Annotated in this window: 17 protein-coding genes; 6 read left to right on the top strand and 11 right to left on the bottom strand. The window is 37.2% G+C overall.

Features of this window, described 5'->3' with window-relative positions; translation table 11 throughout:
* Position 1 precedes the first annotated feature (1 nt).
* Positions 2-736 (top strand): SH3 domain-containing protein, encoded by a 735-nt coding sequence (locus QNH48_RS10080; RefSeq protein WP_283954768.1) that lies wholly within the window; start codon positions 2-4, stop codon positions 734-736.
* A 163-nt stretch (positions 737-899) separates the two neighbouring features.
* On the opposite strand, the gene fbp is transcribed toward QNH48_RS10080, so the two are convergent.
* Together fbp and QNH48_RS10070 are read right to left on the bottom strand one after the other, a co-directional pair.
* Positions 900-2,831, bottom strand: a complete 1,932-nt coding sequence (fbp, locus tag QNH48_RS10075) for a fructose-1,6-bisphosphatase (RefSeq protein ID WP_283955731.1) — start codon at positions 2,829-2,831, stop codon at positions 900-902.
* Positions 2,832-3,117: 286 nt separating this feature from the next.
* Positions 3,118-4,023: an AraC family transcriptional regulator gene (locus tag QNH48_RS10070; protein WP_283954767.1), complete on the bottom strand. Its 906-nt coding sequence runs from the start codon at positions 4,021-4,023 to the stop codon at positions 3,118-3,120.
* A 180-nt stretch (positions 4,024-4,203) separates the two neighbouring features.
* Here QNH48_RS10070 and melA point away from each other — a divergent pair, with 180 nt between their 5' ends.
* Together melA and QNH48_RS10060 are read left to right on the top strand one after the other, a co-directional pair.
* A complete protein-coding gene (melA, locus tag QNH48_RS10065) occupies positions 4,204-5,508 on the top strand; it encodes an alpha-glucosidase/alpha-galactosidase (protein ID WP_283954766.1) in 1,305 nt (434 codons plus the stop codon).
* A 231-nt stretch (positions 5,509-5,739) separates the two neighbouring features.
* Positions 5,740-6,441: a YesL family protein gene (locus QNH48_RS10060; RefSeq protein WP_283954765.1), complete on the top strand. Its 702-nt coding sequence runs from the start codon at positions 5,740-5,742 to the stop codon at positions 6,439-6,441.
* 603 nt (positions 6,442-7,044) lie between these two features.
* On the opposite strand, the gene QNH48_RS10055 is transcribed toward QNH48_RS10060, so the two are convergent.
* The 9 genes from QNH48_RS10055 to QNH48_RS10015 all read right to left on the bottom strand — a co-directional run bounded on the left by QNH48_RS10055 (position 7,045) and on the right by QNH48_RS10015 (position 22,483).
* The gene (locus tag QNH48_RS10055; protein WP_283954764.1) at positions 7,045-8,037 is read right to left on the bottom strand and encodes a glycoside hydrolase family 43 protein; all 993 of its coding nucleotides are present in this window, start codon (positions 8,035-8,037) and stop codon (positions 7,045-7,047) included.
* A gap of 89 nt (positions 8,038-8,126) precedes the next feature.
* A complete protein-coding gene (locus QNH48_RS10050) occupies positions 8,127-10,496 on the bottom strand; it encodes a glycoside hydrolase family 2 TIM barrel-domain containing protein (RefSeq protein WP_283954763.1) in 2,370 nt (789 codons plus the stop codon).
* Positions 10,497-10,623: 127 nt separating this feature from the next.
* A complete protein-coding gene (locus tag QNH48_RS10045; protein WP_283954762.1) occupies positions 10,624-12,204 on the bottom strand; it encodes an extracellular solute-binding protein in 1,581 nt (526 codons plus the stop codon).
* Positions 12,205-12,277: 73 nt separating this feature from the next.
* Positions 12,278-13,180, bottom strand: a complete 903-nt coding sequence (locus QNH48_RS10040) for a carbohydrate ABC transporter permease (RefSeq protein WP_283954761.1) — start codon at positions 13,178-13,180, stop codon at positions 12,278-12,280.
* 15 nt (positions 13,181-13,195) lie between these two features.
* Entirely contained in the window at positions 13,196-14,092 is an 897-nt protein-coding gene (locus QNH48_RS10035; RefSeq protein ID WP_257009307.1) for an ABC transporter permease, read from the bottom strand.
* 707 nt (positions 14,093-14,799) lie between these two features.
* A complete protein-coding gene (gene lacZ, locus QNH48_RS10030) occupies positions 14,800-17,946 on the bottom strand; it encodes a beta-galactosidase, LacZ type (RefSeq protein WP_481858463.1) in 3,147 nt (1,048 codons plus the stop codon).
* Positions 17,947-18,127: 181 nt separating this feature from the next.
* Positions 18,128-19,165 carry a LacI family DNA-binding transcriptional regulator gene (locus tag QNH48_RS10025; RefSeq protein ID WP_283954759.1) on the bottom strand — a complete coding sequence of 346 codons (1,038 nt, stop codon included), beginning with the start codon at positions 19,163-19,165 and terminating at the stop codon, positions 18,128-18,130.
* A gap of 255 nt (positions 19,166-19,420) precedes the next feature.
* A complete protein-coding gene (locus QNH48_RS10020; RefSeq protein WP_283954758.1) occupies positions 19,421-21,463 on the bottom strand; it encodes a beta-galactosidase in 2,043 nt (680 codons plus the stop codon).
* A gap of 213 nt (positions 21,464-21,676) precedes the next feature.
* Positions 21,677-22,483, bottom strand: a complete 807-nt coding sequence (locus tag QNH48_RS10015) for a helix-turn-helix domain-containing protein (protein ID WP_283954757.1) — start codon at positions 22,481-22,483, stop codon at positions 21,677-21,679.
* A 129-nt stretch (positions 22,484-22,612) separates the two neighbouring features.
* Between QNH48_RS10015 and QNH48_RS10010 the strand changes: the two genes are divergently transcribed.
* From QNH48_RS10010 to QNH48_RS10000, 3 genes are read left to right on the top strand one after another with little or no spacing between them, the layout of a single operon-like run.
* Positions 22,613-23,773 (top strand): Gfo/Idh/MocA family protein, encoded by a 1,161-nt coding sequence (locus QNH48_RS10010; protein ID WP_283954756.1) that lies wholly within the window; start codon positions 22,613-22,615, stop codon positions 23,771-23,773.
* Positions 23,774-23,797: 24 nt separating this feature from the next.
* On the top strand, positions 23,798-24,523 hold the full coding sequence (locus QNH48_RS10005) for a ThuA domain-containing protein (protein WP_283954755.1): 726 nt from the start codon (positions 23,798-23,800) through the stop codon (positions 24,521-24,523).
* A 47-nt stretch (positions 24,524-24,570) separates the two neighbouring features.
* Positions 24,571-25,662 (top strand): Gfo/Idh/MocA family protein, encoded by a 1,092-nt coding sequence (locus QNH48_RS10000; protein WP_283954754.1) that lies wholly within the window; start codon positions 24,571-24,573, stop codon positions 25,660-25,662.
* Positions 25,663-25,701: the final 39 nt, after the last annotated feature.

Here is a 25,701-nt window from a genome sequence, read left to right as displayed (position 1 = left end):
TGTGGAATCCATTTTAAATCAGCTGTTTTGGATCTGGTCACTTATTTCTGTTCTGCCGGATTGGTTGCGTATTTTTTTGGCTCTCTTTTTGTTACTACAGCTCGCAAGGCTGATTTTGTTGTACATTGTTCCTCCCTTCTTAAACTTATTGTGCCGTTTGTTGAAAAAAATGCTTCATCTCATTTCTTACCCAATCATGGCACTTCTTTGCACAATGCAAAGGAGCCGGAGAGATACAGGAAAATCTGGCATTCCTGTTTGGATTGATATCATTGAAGGAATGTTTGCCTTGTTCGAACGTTTTTTCAACAAAATGATTCAGCTTTTCATGAAACGGAAAAGGAATAAAACTGGGATTAAAAGATGGACTTTCTATTCTGCCACAGGATTAGTGATTTTGCTAACTGCTGCAATCATAAACAATCCACATGAGTGGTATACACAAACATGGAAGAAAGCTGAGGCATGGTTAAACCAAGAACATGTGCACATACAGGCATCCGGGGCTTCCCCTGATCAAAAAGAATTAATTTTAAATAAGAATTATGAAGAAGGCGGAAATATTCGTGAAACTCCGGCACTAACCGCTCCTCGTCTATACACGATTGCAAATGGAGAAATCATGCACTTTTTGAATGAAGAACAAGTAGATTCCAAAGGAATTAAGTGGCTAAAAGTTCAAACTGCAAACGGGATCGAAGGCTGGATTTCAGCCTTGATTGTCAGGGAAAAATAAAAAATTGAGAGAATATTTCTATCTTAGTGCCACTATGGATTGAACCATTTCCATGATTTTATCATCCTGTTTCCAGTTTCATAGAACAACCCATTTAAGGAGAGTTGACTTCAATGTGAATGAATAGTCCCCTCTCCATATTTAAATCTATTCCTAATTGGTGTTAATTCATATAGCGATATTCTCTCAAACTATTTAAAATAGAGATTTCTTGTAATAATTTCTCTCCAACATTCGTTTCTCTAACCTTTTTTCTCTTTAATTCTTTATCCACCACTCTTTTGATTGATAAAACATCTGTCCCGTTAAGTAGAACATCTTCTTTCGAATTAAAATGCTTATGGGCGACCAGTTGCATACCGAAGGAATTATATAGTAACGTATATCCTGCTATACCTGTTGTTGATTGATAAGCTTTGGAGAAACCTCCATCGATCACGATCATCTTACCATTTGCCTTAATTGGATTTTCTCCCTCAATTTCTTTCACTGGTGTATGACCATTAATAATATGACCCTGGTCAGGATTCAGATCAAATTCAGCTAAAATTTTACGGCAAATTTCCTCATTTTCGCGTAAATGGTAGTATGGGTTCTTTCTCTCTTTATGGGTTGCCTTGTTTTTAATAAAGTACCTCTCAAAAGTTGTCATTGCTCTTTTTCCAAAGAGTGATGAATATTCTCCTGTCCATAAATACCAGACCATATCTGTCGCAAGATCATCTGTCACCTCAGGATGTGCGAAAGAATGCCGTAAATATTGTTCAAAAACATCAAGTAAATGACGACCCGAATAGGCGTTATTATCAATGACCATTTTTTCCATATTCCCTTCTTCATCTAAAGGAATACAGCCATGTATTAATAGGTTCCCGTTATATTTTAAATAAAGACTCCCTTTTTTCATAAGGAAATTCATATGTCTGGCGAGCTTTTCTGAATGCTGGACTGAAAATAATAATCTTTCCAACACCTGCTTTTCTTCTTCTAATAATTGATCAGGCTGCTCGGGATTTACCGTTGCAAAGCAAGTATTTTCTAGAGGATAGGTTTTCCCATAAATGATTATTTCGTTCTTGTCATAATCAATTTTCTCAAGCAAAAGCCTTTCTGACATATTAAAATACGGGCGTCTCTTTATAATAGGCACCTCGAGTTTGAACTGAATCATCGCAATGGCTTGATGAATTTTAGTAATTTGTACTATTTCATGGTCAGATAGTTTCCCATCAGAATGAACCTTAGGTCTGAAAGCCGGATTGTCCTCATAGTATTTCTCCGCAAGATTCAAGATGGGTCTAAGATTGATTCCATATACATCTTCAATAATATCCAGATTGTTGTATCTTGCACAGATACGAATGATATTAGCGAGACAAACCATTGAACCAGAAAAAGCACCCAGCCATAGTACATCATGGTTTCCCCACTGAATATCAACGGAATGATAATTGATCAGAGTATCCATAATTTTATCCGGTTCCGGACCACGATCATAAATATCCCCTACGACATGAAGATGATCAACAACCAATCTTTGAGTTGTATATGCAAGGCCTGTTATGAGCTTATCAGCCTGTCCTAAGGAAATGATTTGCTCGACAATTTCTTTATAATATTGGTCCTTATTTGTCGATTGATTCGTTTTGTATAGCAGCTCTTCTACAATAAACACAAACTGACTCGGCAATGCTTTTCGTAATTTCGAACGTGTATATTTGGAGGAAGCATGCGAAATAAGCCGTATCATCCGCTCAATAATTACGATATACCATTGGTTTAATTCTTGTTCATCGCCAAAATGACTTTTCATTAACTTTAATTTATCTTCAGGGTAATACACTAATGTCGCAAATTCATTTATTTCTTTTTCAAATAAAACATCTTGAAACAAGTCTCTGATTTTCTCTTTTACATTCCCTGAACCATTTCGTAACACATGTTGAAAAGCTTGATACTCCCCATGTAAATCACTGACAAAATGTTCTGTCCCCTTTGGGAGATTAAGAATAGATTCTAGATTAATAATTTCCGTTACCACTTTTTCTTCACAATCATATTTTTGAACGAGTATATCTAAATATGAATTCAAAATCATCACCCAGCCATGTAATATATTTTCGTTGACACTAAAGAATTATAAATAATCGACATCATTTTAAATCGTTTTCAAAAAATACTAAATAAAATATTCTCTTTCATAGTTTACTAATTAAAGTAAAGTTATTTTTAATGTATCTTACCTATTAATCTTGTTATTTTGAATAGTTTGTAAATCCTTTTTAAAGCTGATTATATATTAAGAAAAACCTTATTACTATAAAAAATTGAAATCTATGGTGGGATATAGAAAATGCCTGTCAAATGTCTAATTCGACAATTTAATCAATGATCAAATGATCAATTCCAACAACATCTTTACTATTACGAAACGTCCCGGCGGATACACCAACCGCTTTGCGGAATACTTTGTTGAAATAGTTGGCATTTGCATACCCTACCTGGGCAGCAATGTCAGTAACAGAGGAACTCGTTGAACGCAGAAGCTCTGCTGCTTTTTGAATCCTGATCTTGGTAAGGTATTGCACGGGTGTCATATTTAGTTGGTGTTGAAACTGCTTAATAAAATAATATCTTGAGAAACCGGATACGGCCGCTATTTCGTCGAGTGTAATCGGTTCATGATAATGTGTTTGGAGAAAGGATAAAGCTTTAGTAATCTGTAGAGAGAAACCGTTCGTTGTTTTTTCAATATTCCTGTTGAAACGGTAACACTCCATAATAAACTCATAAGCTTTTGCAGAAGCGTAATATGTATCTGTAATCTTTTGATCATATGTGTCTTGATAGATTTTCAGTAAAAGCTGGATGAGCTTTGAATCAGGAGGCACTGTCAAGACTGGACCGTTCTGTTCCTTCATAAACCGCCAGCAATCGGCGGCTTCTCGTCCCACCAATGTAATAAACATAAACTCCCATCCATCGCTATCCTTTGGAAAGTAATAACGATGAGCGCTAGGAATCTCGACAATGAATGCTTCCCCTGCCTTCACTGTATAACATTTATCCGCTATTTCAAGCCTTCCCGATCCTGACAGAGTGTATTGAAACACATATGTGCCGACATCTTTCCGCTTTAACCCATCCCAATCATAAATTGCACCGGGCGTTTTTTCTTCCCGGCCAAGCGAGAAAATGTTTGCCACATCGTTAGGAAGCACATCTTGAAAACGAAAACCATACGTTCCATAATCCTTCACATGTTTCTCCTTATAAGTCAAAGACAATATTTTACCCTCCAATCACACTAACTTACCATTGAGGTTCTTGAATAAACAACTTACTATTATAATAACAACAAAAAAACAAAAATGAATATAGGACGTTAAGTTGTTCTCAAAACAATTTTTTATCCTATTAGATGATTTGATAGGCAGTTCCAGTTTCACTTTACAGGAGGTAAGATTATGTCAAAAATCACATTTATTGGAGCAGGAAGTACAGTTTTTGCAAAAAACGTTCTTGGTGACTGCCTACATGTTCCGGCATTGGCTGGGTTCGAGTTCGCATTATTTGATATTGATGAGCAACGCTTAAAAGACTCGGAAAATATGTTAAACAATTTAAAACAAAGCCTTCGAGCAAACATAGTTGTGAAAGCGTATTCAGATCGCAAAGAAGCATTGCGAGGATCAAAATACATTATTAATGCCATTCAAGTTGGCGGCTACAAACCAAGCACCGTTATAGATTTTGAAATCCCTAAAAAATATGGTCTCCGCCAAACAATTGCTGACACAATCGGGATTGGCGGTATTTTCCGTTCGCTTCGCACTATTCCGGTTATGTGGGATTTCGCTAAGGATATCGAAGAGGTTTGTCCGAATGCCCTGTTTTTAAATTACACAAATCCAATGGCAACATTAGTAGGTGCAATGCTTCGCTATACAAATGTAAAAACCGTCGGATTATGCCATAGCGTACAAGTTTGCAGCGAACACCTTTTCAAATCCTTAGGAATGGATCATGAAGGAGTGGAAGAAAAAATCGCAGGTATCAACCATATGGCATGGCTTCTTGAAATCAAACGCGACGGCAAAGATTTATATCCGGAAATTAAACGCCGTGCGAGAGAAAAACAACAAACAAAACATGAGGATATGGTCCGTTTCGAATTAATGGACAAATTCGGATACTACGTAACGGAATCATCTGAGCATAATGCTGAGTACCATCCGTACTTCATTAAACGCAATTATCCGCAATTAATTGAGAAATTCAATATCCCTCTTGATGAGTATCCGCGTCGTTGTGTAGAGCAAATTGAACGCTGGGACAAAATGCGCGATGAAATGGTTAACAATGCACAGCTTACCCATACCCGTTCTCACGAATATGGTTCCCGTATTATTGAAGCAATTGAGACGAATGTTCCATTTAAATTTGGCGGCAACATTTTAAATAAGGGTCGCCTAATTAGCAATTTACCAGAAAAAGCTGTTGTTGAAGTATCATGCGTTGCTGACCGCAGCGGAATCACTCCTTGCTATGTAGGAGATCTTCCAGAACAGTTAGCAGCCCTTAACCGTTCAAATATTAATACGCAGCTTTTAACCATTGAAGCAGCGGTAACGAAAAAGAGAGAACACATCTATCAGGCAGCAATGCTGGACCCTCATACGGCCGCTGAATTATCAATGGACGACATCATTGCGATGTGCGATGATTTAATTGAAGCACACGGTGACTGGATTCCAAAATTCGAAGATTGAAAAACAATATCGTTCATACAACTATAAAAATATTACACATGTAAAATTTTATTATTTTATATGGAAGTATGTAAAAAAGATGTGCCTTCATTATAGGTATATCTTTTTTACTATCTAACTGAAACTAACACGTCTATGGTATAATGAAGGTGCTTACATAGGTATTTGTCTAACTATCTAACTATCTATCTTTCTATTATCTTTCAACATAATTGGTCTGGAGTTGGAAAAATGTACACTATATTTGGACGTTTATATCCCGTTTTTGAGTGGACAACAAAGCTTGCAGGTATAAATCTATTATGGGTTTTGTTTAACTTCCCCATTCTTTACCTATCATTATCTTTATTTACCGTTAAAGAGATGTGGCAAATTGGCTTTCTGGTTATGACCATCGCTTTGCTGGTGCCATTTGTTTTTTTTCCGGCAACTACGGCTATGTTTGGTATTGTTAGAAAATGGGTTATGAAAGAAGAGGTGCCAACTATTCGATTCTTTTGGAAATATTATAAGGAAAATTATAAGAGGAGTCTTGTGGGTGGTTTGATTTTTTCAGTTCTTTGGGCCATTGTTGGTGTTGACTATTATTATTTCCATACCCGCATTCACTTAGTTAGCTATCTATTTCTATTCCTCATGGTTTGGTTGTTACTTATTACTCTTTTCTTTTTTGCCAACACAGTTCATACAGACACGAAATTCGGACAAGGATTAAAAAATGCATTCATATTATCGATTGCTAACCCATTCTACTCGATTGGGGTGGCAATATCCAGTATCGTCATTTTGTATGTTAGTTTTACGAAATTAACATTTTTACTGCCATTTTTCACCGGCGTTGCTATATCTTATCTTGCATTCCTTGCCTACAATAAGGTATTTAATAACTTTGCTCAAATTCAACAAAATACTTCAGAGGAAAAATCTTCTTGATAGACGATTTGTCAACTTGAGGTTAGTAGCTGCTAGTTTGGTGAATGCTAGCAGCTTATATAAAAAGTCCTCTCAAACAAATAAAGAGTTCCGTTTTGAAGTGCTTTTCTTAAAATACGTGCCGAAATGACAGTCGTATTGGCATCGTTATGGGTACATAAATAAGTAAAACTCGCCAAAGTAATGGCGAGTTTCTTTATTAGGAATACAAAAACCTTAATTATATAAAAACTCACTGTAATGCATCAAAATGAGGTTCTCTTGGATTTTTGAGATTTGTTGTCCTTAATCGAGTAACCAAGTAAAATAAGCGGAGATTTTCCGGTTAAATGCAGAATGGAGCTCGTTTCAGGGTATATAAGCGGAGGTTTTCCGCTTATTCAAAGCAAAATCTCCCATTTTCGAATGTTTCGAGCCAATAGGCGGAATCTCTCCGTCTATTTAAGCCCTTTTTAATAATAATTACTAATTAAGCGGAATTTTTCCGTCTATTTATCAGCTCGGGTGCTTAATCTAACCTGATCCCCAACCGTCTAAGTGCGGACCCTCTTGATCCTAGATGCGGACTGAGAGGACTTTATATATACTGTTCCATTTATTCATCTACGTATGCAGATCTACTCTAGGTTTAACAACCTTAAAGCTAGCCTCAGTTTCCTCTACTTCATAAATCTTTGCTCGAGATTCAGGAGTACTGAATGGATGATGAAGAATAAGCATCCATTCACCTTCAAATGTTTTAAAAAGCATGCCGTGACCACTATCACCATCAACTAATGGTTCCAGTTGTTCCCACGGCCCCGCTAGTTTACCTGACTTAGATCTAGCAATCGTTTGGACATAGCTTCCATTGCTGTAGCTTGACCAGAGCATAACAAGGTGACCACCTTTTGTTCGATATAATTGACAACCATCAGATACATAATTTAAAGGCTTCACGGTGGGCTTTATTTCAGCATTGAGCCATGGTGCATCTGACGCCTTAAAAAGGTGTAGAGGTTCACCATCTGCTGCAGATAAATCTTTCTTCAATGGAATTGCTTCAAACGTACCATCGATCACCTGAATCCACTCATGACAATAGACCATCCATGGCTTTCCATCCTCATCCTCATACAAGGTTCCATCCAATGTCATGAAGTCTCGAGGTGGCACTGGCCCATCTTTTTTTATCAATTCAAACGGACCTTCTGGCGAGTCTGATACCGCGATGCTTGTACCGCGTAGATGAGTGGTTTTCCAAACCTCCGGCGGTTCTGCTATAATGCAATCTTGATTATGTAACGTAACGAACAGATAATATTTACCATGATAATGGTGAACCTCTGGAGCCCATGTCCCATGCTGTGGATGTGCCCAGGTTCCATCAGGAATTTCGAAAACGACATAAGGTCCTTCCCAATCATTTAAATCTTTACTCTTATACACTAGAACTCCATTTCTCTCTAAATCTGTTAATTGTGGAATTCCTGTTGTATACATATAATAAGTATTCGTTTCATTATGCACCAAGACATAGGGGTCATGTGCAGGAATATCTTTAAGTCGGTGCCCCTTTTTGGGATTCAAAGTATCGGACGCGCTATTATACGGCATACAAACATCTCCTGTTTTATCATATTTTAACCGCTATTAGACCCCCGGGTATTAACTTAAATCGTCAGCACCCGGAGTCCCTAAGGCTTTTATTTAACCTCGATAACTACAGCACAACCTTCCAAATCCTCAGAAGAAGTCTTTAAAATTATCGTCCCTACTTGATCAGTGGCTTTCACATAGATTAATAATTTTCCATGGAAGGCCTTTCGGTAGTTTGCTTTATAATCTTGATGGCTTACAGGGTTACTACATTCGATCCCAACAATTTCACCAGGTCCCTCGATGCTACAATGGATTTCATTTTCTGCACTATAGACAAGATTATTATCTTGATCAAGGATATTGACTTCTATATGTGCTACATCCTCTTTGTCAGCTTTAAGAGTTATTGTATCCGAGTGCAACTGTAACTTAACAGGTTTATCAGCTGTCTTTAATTCATGCTTACAAGAAATGTTTCCGTTTCTAATACCTACCGCCTTTAATGTACCCTTAAAGTATGGAAGGTCCCAATATATGGTTCCAGCTGGGAAGTCTTTACGTTTTTTGACACCAACAGATTCACCATTTAATATTAAATCCACTTCAGTACAATTTGTGCAGCAAGCGACCCTTACTTTTTCACCTTCAATACCCTCCCAGTGGCAAACAACCTGATGGTCCCAGTAAACTTGATCAGGATTCTCTTCTTTAATGGAAGTCAAGCCAATATGGACCATATCTTGATCGGACCATTCACTTTGCTTGAAATGGAACAAAGGCTTTTTGAATCCAGCAAGATCAAGCAATCCAGGAGTTGCGTGACGAATCGGCCATCCACGAGCTTCTCCCAAATAGTCAATCCCTGTCCAAATAAATTGTCCTGATATAAAGTCATTATTTGCTACAGCCAGCCATGCATCGTGATGCCTTCCGTTTTCACTTCCATAAATCACTCTATTAGGATATTTTTTATGGTCTTCTGAATAAAGGAACTCTTGATAGTTATAGCCAACCACATCAAGGGTATCTGGAAATTCAGTTTCATTTGACATAATGACACTTGCCAGTGCTGCTGTAACAGGTCGGGTCGGATCATATTGCTTTACAACCTTTGCCAGCTTTTTCGAAATATCACCCATTCCCTTTGCTTCAGGTTTGTCAGCTTTGTAATGATCTCCAAGTACCGGATGTGAATATGGATCATTTGGATAATCAATTTCATTCCCAATACTCCAGAAAACAATTGACGGATGGTTCCGGTCTCTTAATACCATATCCCTCAAATCTATCTCTGCCCATTCAGTAAAGTCGGAAGCATATCCATCAAGTGCCGGCTCGCCTTTATTCCAACCCTCTACCCATTTGTTCTTAGGATGTTCCCATTCATCGAATGCTTCATCTTGAACTAAAAACCCATAAGAATCACACATATCTAGTAACTCTGGTGCAGGAGGATTATGGCTCATTCTAATCGCATTTACACCAGCTTCTTTTAATAGTTTCAAACGTCTGTGCCAGACCTTTTCAGGAACAGCTGCTCCAAGACAGCCTGCGTCATGGTGGATACAGACACCCTTCATTTTAATATTCTTTCCATTCAGATAAAATCCAGAATCCACATCGAAATGAAAATATCGAACACCAAGTGGGGTAGTCTCAAAATCTATTACTTTCCCATCTTTTATCACCTTCGTTACAACACTGTATAAATACGGATCTTCCGGTGACCAAAGATTTGGCTGTTCTAGGAAAAGAGTATGAGAAAAGTCTTGTTCACCCTTTGCTGCAATGATCTCCACAGATGAACAGTCTATTATTTTTTTACCTGAAGCATCTTTAATTTGATGTTCAATTTGGAATGTAGCTTCATTATTGTATTCATTTTTCAAACTGGATTGAATTTGGATTTCTGCTTCTGATGTTGAAATCTTTGGAGTTGTGACAAATATTCCATATGGCTTGATATACACATGATCAGTCAAATTGATAAATACATTTCGATAAATACCTGACCCTGGATACCAACGAGAATCTGCAAAATCTGCGTGATCTACTTTGACAGCAATCACATTTTCTTGTGTTTCGAAGTTTAAATAAGGGGTTAAGTCATACTGAAATGAGCTGTATCCATAGGGTCTTTTACCAAGAAATTGTTCATTAATCCACACTTCACTATTTTTATAAATACCATCGAATTGAATAAATACTTTTTTTCCCTTTATGCTGTCAGGTACAATAAATTCCTTCCGATACCAACCAATTCCTCCTGGTAAATACCCTGTTGAACTTGCATATTCCTTCTTAAAGGGACCTTCAATACTAAAATCATGTGGCAAGTCTAAAATACGCCAATCTGAATCATCAAACTGAATTTTAAATGCATCAGGATTATCACCTTTTAAGAATTTCCAATCAAAGTTAAACTTTCTGCTCTTAACTGACAATTCCCATTCTTGCGCTATTACATTTACCATATTCAACTTACACCCCTTATCTATTAGTGATAAAATATTATTCTAATTTCTTAGAAATGGCAGACTGATAGATAAAGGGCTATCAAGAATGTATGATAGCCCTCTTTTCTTTTAATTTATTCTCTAATTACTTACCTTCTACAAGCTTTTTATATTCATTCATTTGTTTTTGGATTTCTTTTTGAACCTTTTCATACCCTGCTGCTTCTAATCTCTTACGGAAATCTTTTACAGCCTTTTCTGGATCTCCTGCTTTACCGAATGCAATTGCTGGTACTAATTGTGCAGTCACTTGTGATAGAGCAGAAAGTTCAGCTTCAACTGGAGTACTATCAAATACAAATTGGCCATATGGGTACGGCTTTTTAATGGTATCGTACTGTGCAAAAATCTCAGACATTCCTTCCCATTTGTCAGCACTTGGGATTTCGAATTTATCTACACGGCCACCCCAGAAGTTAGCGGAGAATGAATCTTTTGTTTCATCATAACCTTCAGGGCGAACACGTTTGCCGTCTACAATTTCGTATTGTACTCCCTCAATACCATAGTTAAATAATTTGTAAAGTTCCTCATCGTTTCGAATCAGATCGTAAACCATTAGGGCACGTTCAGGGTTTTTGCTGTGAGCACCAACCGCTGTTGCACCGTGAGTAATCGACATTGAAATTAAGTTGTCACGTGTATCCGACCAAGCAAATATATCTATTTCTGAACCTGGTTGTTTCACGTCCATTTGTGGACGTAAGGTTGAGAATGTTTCTGTATGGTGCTGGTCAGCACCTGTTTTTCCAGCTTGGAATAAAGCGCGGGTATCACCTTTATAGTTCAATACGTCAGAACGCCAGTAGCCTTTATCTGCCCAATCCTTCATCATCTTTGCATAGTCTACAAACACATCTTCAAACACTGGACTCATAACGGTATAGGCATCTTCATAGGAATTAGCCCAATAAATCGGAAATACACCTGTAGTAATTGGAAGTTCAATTGCATCGGAATAAGAAGTTGTATAACCCCATGCAGTTGTAACGTTTGTTCCTGGTGTATCCCAAGGAATAACACCCTTTTTATTATCTTTAATACCTTGGAAGTATTTACCAAGTGTTTCAAAATCTTTAATAGGTTCAGTGATTCCAAATTCTTTTGCCCAATCTGTGCGATAGAAAAAGCCGTGGTTAACCCATTGAGTATAAGAGTCCTCAGGAATCATAACAATTTTTCCATCGTATTTTGTTTGCTCCCAACTATCTTTGGAAACATCTTCAAATGTCTTAGGTGCATATTTAGGCAGCAGGTCCGTAATATCCATGAATGCACCTTTTTGTGCATTTCCCCATGCATCCAACCAGTCAGTAGCGGTGATAATTAAATCAACAGGTTCTCCAGAAGCTAGAGTTAGATTATACTTTGTCATATAATCAGCCCATTCAATCCATTTCAACTGAAGTTTAGCGTTTACTTTTTCTTTTAATTTAGTATTTACTTGTTTCATTACTTTTTCTAACTGTCCGTTGGTCGGTTTATCTCCCAACACCATCATGGTAATGGTTACCTCTTCAGAGGTATCAACTTCACCATTTGCGTTTGTCTTTGTACCAGATTCAGAGGTTTTTGAACCCGTCTGACTTGAGCCGTTACAGGCCACAAGACTAAAAGTCAACAACATTACCAAAAATAATACCAAGGTTTTCTTTATCTTCACCATTTTATTGCCTCCCTTTTAACTTTTTTAATTGTTACTCTCTATGAAACAAGGAAGATTCCTCAATCATATTCCATTACCCTTTTACCGCACCAACTGTAATACCCTGAATAAAGTACTTCTGTACAAACGGATAAAATAGAATAACCGGTCCAGTAGCGACAATGGCTGTTGCCATTTTCATACTTTCCAATGGTATGTCCTGCGGCGTTACATTGGAGGATGCAGCCGAATTTCTTATGAAATCAGCACTAGTGATCACGTTGTAAAGAAACAACTGTAACGGTCTATATTCCATATTCGGTGAAAGGAAAAGCATTGAATTATACCATTCATTCCAATACCCCAGGGCAATGAAAAGCCCGATTGTCGCCAAGGCAGGGGTAGTCATTGGGAGAATAATTCTTAAGAAAATCGTGAAATCACCTGCACCATCCATCTTCGCAGATTCCGTAATCTCATGTGGAATGGACTTTACAAAAGCCTTCATCATAATGATGAGAAAAGGACTCAGCAATCCAGGCAGCAGTACTGCCAAGTAATTATCTTTAAGATGCAGATACTGCGTTATTAAGAGATAAAACGGGACAAGTCCACCTGAGAAAAGAGTGGTAAAGTAGATATAAAATGATATTTTATTACGATACAAGAAATCTTGGCGCTGCAAGGCATAACCTGTCATGGCTATAATAAATAAACCTACTGCAGTTCCGACAACCGTAATGATCAGCGTTACCATATAGGATCCAATCACAAGTCTTGGATTCTTGAACACAATTTCATATGCAAAGGTAGAAAATTCTTTCGGCCATAAAGAGAAGCCGCTTTCCATAATAGCCCTCTCAGATGTTAAGGAAGATGACAAGATCAAGACGAACGGTAATAGACAACATAGAGCAAAAAAACCAATAAAACCATATCCAATAATACGAACCATTATCGTAGAAAAGTCTATATTACGTCTGGCTGAGTTTTCCATACATACGTTCCTCCTTTAAAACAAAGAGTTTTCTGGTGAAACTTTTTTCACAATCCAGTTGGCTGTAAGGACAATAAAGAGACCCAAAATAGATTGATATAAACTTACCGCACTTCCCAATGAGAAGTTAAAATTCGTCATCAACGTTCGGAACACGTAGGTTTCAATAATATCTGTCGTTGGATAGAGCATGGTATTATTGGCCCCAACCAGGTTATAAAATAAACCGAAATTCCCTTTTAAGACTCCACCTAAAGAGAACAATAGCAGAATGATAAAGGTTGGCTTAAGATAAGGAATTATAATATATCGAATACGCTGGAAAGCGTTAGCTCCATCGATTTCTGCTGCTTCTAAAATGGATTTATCAAGACCCATGATCGCAGCGAAATAGATGATTGATCCATAGCCTGTTGATTGCCATAGGAACGTAATTACAATAATATAAGGCCAAATCGCAGGATTCGAATAAGTCTCTACTGGATCCATGCCAATCATTTTTAAAAATGAATTAAGTATGCCATAATCGTAACTAAGTATGTTATAGGCTAAAAGTCCAACTAAAACAGCAGAAATAAAATGCGGTAAAAACATAAGTGTTTGTGATACTTTTTTGAACCATTTATTTCTTAGTTCGTTAAGCATGATGGCTACAGCTATTTGGAGGATATTACCTAAAATGATGAAAGCAATATTATAAGCAATCGTATTAAAGGTTAACTTCCACAAATCACCAGTCATAACCAAGAAGCGAAAATTATCAAAGCCTACGAACGCGCTCTTAAAGATTCCAAGTGAATAATCAAAGTTTACAAATGCAAGATATAGCCCCGGCATTGGCAGGTAAGCAAAAACAGCGAAGAAAATAATGGCAGGCAAACACATAATAAGAAGGGTTCGGTTTCTCCACATTCTATTAATTACAGTATCTTTCTTCTTTGTTTTAACAATAGGTGCCTGGTGTGATTGCACCGTAACAGTCTTCATATAAATCCCCCCTGAACAACACGATTTTGACACGAAAGCAGCAACCGGCTTTTACAAAATGTACTAACAAAGTGATCTAATAGATTACTATTACTAATCTATCTGTATAAAAAATTCTTTCTTAAACAATGAAAGAATTTTTTATATAGAAGATAAGTTACTTACTAATTACATTAATAAAAAATGAAATCGGTTTCAAAAACATTTCAACAAAACTCATTTTATTCTTATCATGTATAATTGCTAACTAGTGCAAATGAAATGGGTTTCATTATTCCAAATTAAAAGTGCTGTCACTAGTTTAATACACCAGTAATTCTTTAGATCACTATTTTGAAAGCGGTTACCATGTTTTTATTATATTCAGGTTCCTATTAAAAGTAAATACCATCCATTAAATTTTCCTATTGTTCTGAAAATTATTTTTATTTATATCTTCAAAAGTCTTTAGGTATTTCTCCTGCATTAAGAAATGGGTTTCAGGACATTCTAATACTTTTATTAACACAGGTTCCCTTGGAAAAATAATAAACAATCCAAGGGAACACACTAACTTTATTACAGAAGTTCTTTTCGAGTTGCCAAATAAGGCTCTTCCCTCATGGTTATCAATCATCACATAGAGAAAGGTGCTATAACTCCTTTATAGTAGCAATCCCCTTAATTTTAAAAGAATATGAGTAGCTTCGATTCGCAAAGAGGGTGAATTCAGGATGTGTTTTTTGTCCCCAGCTGTCATCTCCACCTACGCCCATTTGTTTATAATTAATCCTTACTACCGTCTTATCGCTAGGTGGTAATTTATATCCGTGATCATGTTCTTCAAGCTCAAATGGAGTGTATGGTAAAGCATTCACCTCAACCGTAGGGCTTCCGGAGATCTTTAATCCTTCCCCCTGTTGATTGGTTAACAATGCCCATCTTACGCCTGTTTTATTTCCGCATTCCTGTGGTTTTAAGTATGGTACATATTGATCTTTTACTTTACCAGTATATATTCCAATTTTTGCACCTTTCTCTTTATCCCAATAATTCTCATATGGGCCTTTTCCATACCAAGTGATGGTATCAAACCTGCCATCTAATGTTGTCATCATTCCAACCTCTGGTATTTCAGAAAGATCGTTCCCTGGTTCTAGCTGATAGTCTACTGTTATTTCTCCATCACCCAAAATGGTATAAACAATCTTACAAGATGACATTGTTGCCGGCAAAATGAATTGCGTTGTAACTACAGTAGCCAAAGTACTCTCCGCATCTACTAAAAACGATGTAAGAACTTTATTCTTTCCAGCTTCTCTCCATACAGAGCTGCGTTCATGCAATTTATTCCCACGGTCATTATCGGTCATCGCACGCCAAAAATTTAGACCTACTTCATTCTCAAGTAGAGTGATGCCATTAAAACTATAGGACTCAAGGGTTCCATTGTTTTTATTAAAAATAACATTAAACCTGTCACCACTAATAGTTACATGATTGTCTTCTTGAATTACTTTTGTTTGTGGTGAATTGACAGGCGTACTTTCTGATACTGCATTAACAATAGGAAGCACAAATTGTTCAAAAGCAACTTCATGGCCTTTATCAGCCCAAATTGTGCTATTTTTCAAATGCAGGCTAACAGTTAAAATATATTCATCCGACTGTTTACATACTTCAGGAATAGAGTAAGCTAGTTTAATTGTTTTTGTGGTGCATGGTTCCACCTTTATTTCTGAGGTACCATTTTGAATTAACAAGCCATTTTCTGTTAGCTGCCAAACGAGTTCGTACTTTTGAAGGTCTGTAAACAGATAGTTATTTACCACATCAACAAGTCCCTCTTGGAGATTAGATGCAGTAAAACGAACATTCTGATAGCACTTTTTTACTTCGATAATCTTTGGTGAAATCGTCCCATCTGCAAAAATTAAACCATTTCCTGAAAAATTCCCATCATGAGGTGTTTCTCCAAAGTCACCGCCATAAGCTAAGTATGGTACACCATCAGTGGTCTTTGTTTCCAAAGCCTGATCCTTCCAGTCCCAAATAAATCCTCCCTGTATAATTGGGTATTTTTCAAATAAATCTGTATACCTGTAAAGGTTTCCACAAGAATTCCCCATAGCATGACTATATTCACATAGAATGTACGGTTTCGGATTATCAGTGTACTTAGCATATTCAGCATATTTCTTTACACCTTCAGGACTTACATACATTGTGCTTTCAATATCTGATGCTGCTTCTGATTTTCGGTAATGGAAAATTCCTTCATAATGAACAATTCTAGTAGGATCCTTCTCCTTTAAAAAATCATGCATCTTTATAAAATTATCCCCGCCAAATGATTCATTTCCAAGCGACCAAATAATAATCGAAGGATGGTTTTTATCTCGTTGAAACATTGAATTACATCGATCAAGGACGTTCTCTCGCCATTCCACCTTGCTGCCTGGCACTGCATCGCCTTCATCTTTCTGCCCATATCTCCATGTCCCGTGAGTTTCAAGATTTGTTTCATCAATGACATACAAACCATATTTATCACATAATTCGTACCACAACGGATTATTCGGATAATGAGAAGTACGGACGGCGTTAATATTATGCTGCTTCATTAATTTAATATCATTAATCATATCATCGTAACCGACTGCTCTCCCTTTATCAGATGCAAACTCGTGACGATTTACACCTTTGAAGACAATTCGTCTGCCATTGATTTTCATGAGACCATCTTTTATTTCAAATGTTCGGAACCCCACCTTACAGCTTTCCGTTTCTTTAATGATTCCGCTTTCATCTTTCAAAATCAAAACTAGTGTATAGAGGTATGGACTTTCTGCACTCCATTTAAAAGGATTACTTACATTGGTTGAAGTATTGATCGAAATGAAGGATTGATTTTCCATGTCCACCTTTATTTGAAGTGAATCCTCTAATACAGGGTTATTTTCATAGTCATAGAGCATCGCTTCAACTGTATAACCATTCACTATCTGCTCAAACGCATTCTTGATTTTTGCTTCGATTTTCAATTTAGAATCCTTATATTCCTGATCCAAAACCGTGGTCACAAAGAAATCATTTATATGAATTTCTGGAGTAGAATACAGATAGACATCTCGAAAGATTCCGCTCATCCTCCAAAAATCCTGGTCCTCTAACCAGCTCGCATCGCACCAACGATATACCTCTACCGCTAACTTGTTTTCGCCTTCAATTAAGTATGGTGTTAAATCAAACTCTGCCGGTGTAAAGGTATCCTCACTATATCCGACAAATTCTCCATTCACCCACACATAAAAGGCTGATTCTACTCCTTGAAAGTTAATATAAACCGGCTGTTCCTTCCAATCCTCTGAAATCGTAAAACTCCGAATATACTGTCCAACAGGATTATAGTTTGTTGGAGCAAAAGGCGGCTTTATATCTTCTTTTCCTTCCCAAGGATATCTAACATTCGTATACTGAGGATAATCATATCCTTGTAGCTGCCAGTGCGATGGCACCTTGATTTCATCCCACTCACTAGCATCATAATCCTCCTTAAAAAAGTCTTGTTTTCTTTTTCTAGGATTCTCATAAAATGCGAATTTCCATCTTCCATTTAACGACTGATAAAATTCAGATGAAGTTCGGTCCCCTTTTAATGCCTGGTCTACTGTCCTGTAAGGCATTAATGTTGCATGAGCATCCAATCGATTCAACTGAAAAATCTCAGGGTTGTTATTCCACTCGGGATATCCATTTTCAGGTGGAGTATATCTATATTTATTCATCAGTTTGAACATAAAACTACCTCACTTCCATAAACTTTATCAAAAAATGAAACCGGTTTCAAATCTACCAAAAACAAAGGAATATAATTATCTATTATAGTAAAATTGATTACTATAACTTAATATTCCTAAAAAAAGAAACCCATTTCATAAATATATTATCTCAAGATTTGAAAATTCGCAATATTTTATTTTATTTTTCTGAAAATATTTTACAAGAATCTCTTAATACGAGTGAAGTTGGAATAACCGTTTCTTTCTCTGCCCCTTTCTCATTAATTAAATCTACTAGTACATTAATAGCGGTTTGACCTAATAGATCATAATTCTGACTTACTGTCGTGATTCCTGGAGGGAAATGCTTTGCCAAATAAATGTCATCAAACCCAACAACTGAAACATCATCTGGAACCTTTAACCCAAATTTGGTAAGGACTTTTATTACCCCAATCGCCACTAAATCATTGGCACAGATAACCGCTGTAGGCCTATCTTTTAAAGAGAGGAATTGTGCTGCAACTTCTTCACCAGATTCAATACTAAACCCAGCATCCAAAACCCAACTTTTATTGACACCTAATCCTTTATTTTCCATTATATTAACAAAAGTATTCTTTTTTACATCTGTTGAACTTACCCCTTCTAGTCCGCCAAGAAATCCAATGTTTTTATGATTTAGATTTACTAAAAGTTCAACAAGCATTTCAACTCCTGACTCTTCATCCGTTCTAACAATATGGGCATCTACCCCCGACATTTGACCATTAACAAAAACAACAGGAACTCTTTCCATTACTTTCTTCATTTCTTCAGCATATTCTTGATCGGTGTCAGTGTCATTAATTCTGCCACCAAGATAAATAATCCCATCCACCTGTTTTTCTACTAAACTTTGCAAGTATTTAGATTCATTTTCTGAGTTGTTCATCGTATTGCACAAAAATGTTGTATATCCTAACTCCAATGCATATGCTTCACTTTTTTGAACCAGTGTTGAAAAAAATGGATGATTTATGTCTGGTAAGATAAATCCAATAGTTTTCGATTGCTTATGTAATAAGCTTCTTGCTAAACTATTAGGTCTAAAATTATATTTTTCAATCACATCAACTATTTTCCGCATTGTCTGTGGACGCACTTTTGCATTTCCGGTTAAGACTCTTGAAACTGTAGCTGGTGATACATTAGCTTCTTTAGCAATGTCATATATTGTTATATTTTCCTTTTTCATAACTCTCCTCCACCGCTCATGATTTCATTGTACTCAAACAGGTTCAATGAAACCGATTTCATTTAATTGTAATGCTATAATAATTTTTAGTCAATACATATTGTTTTAGTTATAGTTGCCGAAAACTTGCGGAAAAAATCAAGTTGTTCCGAATCCTCTTCTGGACGTAAAAAAGCCATGATTTTCAAGGCTTTTTATTTTTGTTAATAATATTCAATTAATATGGGTACAAAAAAGGTATTATATTGAGAATATTTATGATTCTAGTATCAAAACATCAAAAGGATTTAAAGTATGTTTATTTGTAACCATATTTCCAGTTAGTATGTTTTTGTACTCTTTTTTAACAACAATCTCTTGCGGTCTTTCAGAATAATTTAATAAGAATGTGTACTCTATTCCATCTTTATGTCGAATGGCTAATTCGATCTCCTCTGGCAACTCAAATTGATCATGATAGTTATTTAGTTCAAATTCCTTCAATAATAAGGAAGCATGCTCTAAATTAAATACTCCGCCAAAATAATAGCTGCTGCCTAATCCATAGTTTCGTTTTACTAAGGCAGGCTTACCTTCAAAATACGCACTAGAAAACGTACTAATTACCTCTACATCCTCCGATTGTAGTTGTAGAATTTCGTTAAAATCATTTGCTTCCAGAACATTTTCTCCCTTGAAGTTTATACTAGGTACCTCTTCAAATGGAGCAACTCTTGTGAAATCTTCTACTGTCACTCCAACTAAATCAGCCAAATATCCAGGGAATGCCTTCATATACGTTTGGCCGGTTTCATCCTTATAACCAGAACGACATCCAAATATGATTTTTCCGCCTTCTTTAACGTATTCCTTAAATAATTCAGCTTGTTGTTTCGTTACTATGGCTGGATGAGGATAAACTAGTACTTTGTATTTCTTTAAATCATCTATAGTAGTTTCATTCCTTAAGTAAACAGCATCTGCGGGTACATGGTTGTATTGAAAGGCTTTAATCCATGCATCTTTACTTTTTGAAGCATATGGTCCATACCATTTATCAAATTCTCCGTCCCATTCATTATCATAGCTTGTTACAAGAGCAGCCTCCGCTTTATAGGAGGAGCCAATAATAATATCTCCAATTCGCTGGATTTCTTTGCTTACCTGGTCAATCTCCTTAACACGGCGATTTGGGAGGTTATGGTAGTCATTGATACCATGCCAGTAAATTTCTGTGCCTTTTGTAGCTGTTCTCCATCTAAAATACATCACCATATCTGCGCCATGAGCAATAGATTGGTAGGTCCATAGCCGAAGCTGGCCAGGTTTTGGAGAAGGTTGTTCCATTCTCGTTACCCAGCCTCCAGGACCAGATTGCTGTTCAAAAATTGCAAAGTTCGGGGAAATACTTCTGACAATACTTAAATTCCAGCTCCATTTCCGGTCGCGCAATGGTTTTTCTGAATTGTCTTCGATTACTCTTCCAAAGTTCGGGTAGGAATCATATGCAAAGAAATCGAGTAAATCATTGGTCATTTTGTGATTATCTAAATGATTAAACATCCCGTTGGTCGTAACCCACTGATTCGGTGCATGTTCACGCAGAATATCTGCTTGTACCTTTGCAAAGGAAATAGCACTATCGGAAATAAATCGTTTTTCATCCAGTATATGATGAGGGTTCGGTGAATTTGGCACTGTTTTACGAGTTAAGTAGACTTGATCCCAGCTTGTATACGTTTGGTTCCAAAATACTGTGCCCCATGCCTGATTTAAGTTATCTAACGTTTCATATTTTGCCTTTGCCCATTCCCTGAATGCCTTGTGATCGGCTTCTGAGTAAAAAACATCCATTTCACAATTTAATTCGTTATCAATCTGCCAGCCCACGATAGCAGGATGGTTTTTATAATGCTTAACCATTTTAGTGACAATAATGGAAGATAACCTTTGATAGGTTTCAGAGTTGTAATTATAGTGGCGGCGTGCACCATGTTGATACGAAATACCATCTTGTGTAACGTTTAGTACTTCCGGATACTTTTGTGTCAACCAGGCAGGAGGTGTTGCAGTTGGTGTCCCCATGATCACTTTTAAACCGTATTCGTGAGCCTTGGCTACAGCCCGATCAAATAAATCAAACGAAAATATCCCTTCTTCTGGTTCAAATATCGTCCAGGCAAATTCACCCATACGGACATATGTGAAGCCTAATTCTTTCATTCGTCTGTAATCATCTTCCCATAGTTCCTCTGACCAATGCTCCGGATAGTAACACACACCTAACTTTAACTTATCTTCTACTAATTTTTTTACCATATAAGAACATCTCCCTAAAAAAGATTTTTTCCCAGTTAATCCTTTATTTTATTAATATTATAATGTTTATACGAATTATGGTAGCGATTACAACTCAGAAAATCGAAAACCTTTTATCAGATTTTATATATAATATTTACCACAAGACCCTTGCACGTAGGTTCAAGCCAGTTTTAGACTGTGCTTGTAACGTTCCCCTCCACTAAATCTAGATCAAGTAATTCTATTGACTGGATACAGATCAATAAACGAATGCGGCTCCTTTTCTCTGTATTCTTTTGGTGTACATAATTTTATCTTTACAAAGTTGCGATTAAAGGACCGTATGCTTTCATAACCACATAGAAAAACAATTTCAGTAATATTTTTTTCTGTATAGATTAATAGATAACAAGCATAGTTTACTCTGGTTTCATTTAAAAAATCCACAAAAGACATATTAATATGAGTATTAAAATACTTTGATAAATAGTTATAACTGTAGCCTAATGTACCTGCGATACTTTTTAAAGAAATCGATTCTGTAAAATGGTCCTGAATATAGGTTAACAACTTATGGAGCAACTCCGGGTCTTGTTTTTCTCCTTTAATCAAGCTAGTTTGTCCCATTAGTTCTGACAATAATAAATAGAGACAGGCTTTTTGTTCTAGCAGATTTGAGTTATCTTTGAAAAGTTTCCTAGAGATTAGTGTATCCGCTTCCAAAGATAGGTTGAAAACTGGATTTTCAAGTGAACTATTTTCTATCATCCTTTGAAATGTCGGAACATAGTCTGGCGAAAATATACAAATGTTAGCTCGAGAATGTGATTTTGTAATAAACGAGTGAATTTCATACGGTAATATGAGTAAGAATTGTCCAGTTTTAAAATGGTAACTTCTTTGATTAATAATGACTTCCATTTCCCCATCAACGAGGAATAATAATTCAAAACCACGATGGAAATGGCTTGGAAAGTTTAAATTCAATGTATGGTAGTTTGATATTAAATCAAAATGGTGTGCTTCATATATTAACATACTAAGAACATCCTCAAAGAGTAAATTTTGTCTAGGATTATATAAGTTTTAACTTGTTGTGTCAAACCTGTAAATGATAGATTTATCGATATTAGAGTTATCTTGATGACATACAAAAGGAGATACGCTATGGAAAAACTTAGAATTGGAATGGTTGGTTATAAATTTATGGGTAAAGCACACAGTCATGCTTACCGGGATCTTCCACTCTTTTTCCCGAATACGGTTCATCCTGAAATGAAAGTTCTTTGCGGCCGTGACCTAAACGGTGTGACCACTGCAGCCAAGCAATATGGCTGGGACGAATATACCACCGACTGGAAAAGCCTCTTAGTAAGAGATGACATCGATTTAATCGATATTAATGCACCTAGTGATGTACATAAAGAAATAACGATTGCTGCTGCACAGGCAGGCAAACATGTTTTTTGCGAAAAACCGTTAGCGCTTACATTAAAGGATTCTAGAGAAATGCTTGATGTCGTTGAGGCTGCCGGGGTCAAACATATGGTTGGATTTAACTATCGCTTTGCCCCTGCTGTTATGTTGGCTAAAAAGCTCATTGACGAAGGAAGATTGGGCGAAATCTATCATTTCCGGTCCTGGTTTTTACAGGATTGGCTCGTGGATCCAAACTTTCCTCGTGTCTGGAGACTTCAGAAAGAAATTGCAGGTTCAGGCTCTCACGGAGACCTTGGGGCTCATTTAATCGATCTATCTCACTATCTAATTGGCGATATTACCGAAGTGATTGGAATGAACGAAACGTTTATAAAGGAACGCCCAATTCCTTCTCAGATGACAGGCTTATCAGCAAAAAGCTGTGATAGTAATGAAAAGGGCGAAGTGACAGTGGATGACGCTACCCTATTCTTAGCTCGGTTCGCTAACGGAGCCTTAGGAAGCTTTGAAGCTACTCGCTTTGCGGCTGGACACCGCTGTACGAATTCATTTGAGATCAATGGCAGTAAAGGAAGTGTTATCTTTGATTTTGAACGGATGAATGAACTGCAAGTTTATTTCGTTGATGACCGTGACGATGTCCAAGGCTTCCGCCGCGTCTTAGCAACGGACCCTGCTCACGCTTATGCGGAAAACTGGTGGCCGCCAGGACATACGATTGGTTATGAACATACGTTTATTCATGAAATGGTTGAACTTATGGAGTCTTTCCGGGAAAATCGACTGCCTGTTCCAAACTTCCGTGATGGCGTAAAGTGCCAGGAAGTCTTAGAAGCGGTTGATTTATCGATTAAAAAACGCCAATGGATCCGAATTTCTGACGTATAAAAAATAAAAAGGAGTGCTTATACCATGAAAAAAAGTGCATTGATTGTTTGGGGCGGATGGGATGGCCATCAGCCCGAACAGGTAGCTGAAATCTTTAAAGGGATCCTTGAGGAAGAAAACTTCCAAGTAGAGGTTTCCAATTCACTAGACTCATATGGAGACAAGGAAAAGTTAAAATCCTTGGATTTAATTGTTCCCCACTGGACGATGGGTGAAATTGAAAGGAAGTATGTCTTAAATATCTCTGAAGCAGTCGCAGCAGGTGTTGGTTTAGCTGGGTGCCATGGAGGAATGTGTGACTCTTTCCGTAATAATGTGGACTGGCAATTTATGACGGGCGGTAATTGGGTGGCCCATCCTGGAAATGATGGGGTGGAATACACGGTCAACATCAAGCATACCTCTAGTCCATTATTAGAGGGTCTCTCTGATTTTAAAGTCACAAGTGAGCAATATTACCTTCACTACGATCCAGCTGTTGAGGTATTAGCCACCACTCGCTTCCCCGTTTTTCACGGACCGCACGCGGCTAATAAAGCAGTTGATATGCCTGTTGTTTGGACAAAACGTTGGGGCAATGGGAATGTGTTTTATAGTTCGTTAGGCCATCAAGCTAATATCATTGCCATGCCGGAAGTTTCACTCATTATGCGCCGTGGATTTTTGTGGGCCTCTGAAGGAAAAAAGCATGATGTAGCGTCTATTTATGGAAATGTACGGACCTACACTGGCATGGGAGATAGTCAGTAAGAAAAGCGGAAGGCAAGCTAATCCATAAAAATATACTGGAGGTTCCTATGAAAAAACTTAAAATCGGTATCATTGGTTGTGGAAATATTAGTTCTATTTATATGGAAAACTGTCAGAAGTTCCCTCACCTAGAGTTAGTGGCATGTGCAGACTTAGATTCACAACGAGCACAATTGCAAGCTGAAAAGTTCGGTGTCCCTATGGCTTGTTCCGTGGAAGAACTGCTGTCTAACCCAGCGATTGAACTCGTAATTAATCTAACCATTCCTAAAGCACATGCCTCTGTTTGCATCCAGGCACTTGAAGCAGGAAAGCATGTTTATACAGAAAAACCCCTTGCTGTTACACGCGAAGAAGGAAAACAAATTTTAGAAACAGCTAAGAAGCATAATCTTCTTGTTGGCAGTGCACCTGACACCTTCTTAGGCGCTGGTGTTCAAACTGCTATCCATTTAATTGAACAAGGTGAAATTGGTATACCAATTGGTGCATCTGCCTTCATGATTTGCCGCGGGCACGAACATTGGCATCCAGACCCAGTCTTTTATTATGATATTGGCGGCGGACCCATGTTTGATATGGGACCTTATTACTTAACAGCCTTAGTGGCTCTTTTAGGACCGATCAAACGAATTTCTAGTTCAACACGTATTAGTTATCACGAAAGAACTGTGCTTAGCACACCGAAAACAGGTACTAAAATTGAAGTATCAACCCCTACACATATCTCAGGAGTGATAGATTTTGAATCGGGTGTAATTGGAAGTATTACAACCAGCTTTGATGCCTTTGGCGGCACATCGCTGCCCCCAATTGAAATTTACGGCAGTGAAGGAACGCTACTTGTTCCTGATCCTAATACGTTCGGTGGCCCAGTCAAAATAAGGAAACGTGACGAAAAAGAATTTAAAGAGGTGCCTCTTGCATATGGATATTCCCAAAACAGTAGAGGGCTTGGTGTTGCTGATATGGCCAAAGCCATCCTCGAAGGAGGGAAATATCGAGCAAATAGCGAATTAGCGTATCACGTTTTAGAAGCGATGCATGGCTTCCATGATTCCTCAGATAGCGGGAAACATTATATAATGGAAAGTACATGTGAGCGTCCTGAATCTGTGTCTTTGGAATTACAGGCTTAGTAATTTTTAGCTCTGAATATATAGCAAATCAAATGATTG

The organism is Neobacillus sp. YX16 (assembly GCF_030123505.1).
Classification (GTDB): Bacteria; Bacillota; Bacilli; order Bacillales; family Cytobacillaceae; genus Neobacillus.
This window is presented reverse-complemented; position numbering and strand designations above follow the sequence as displayed.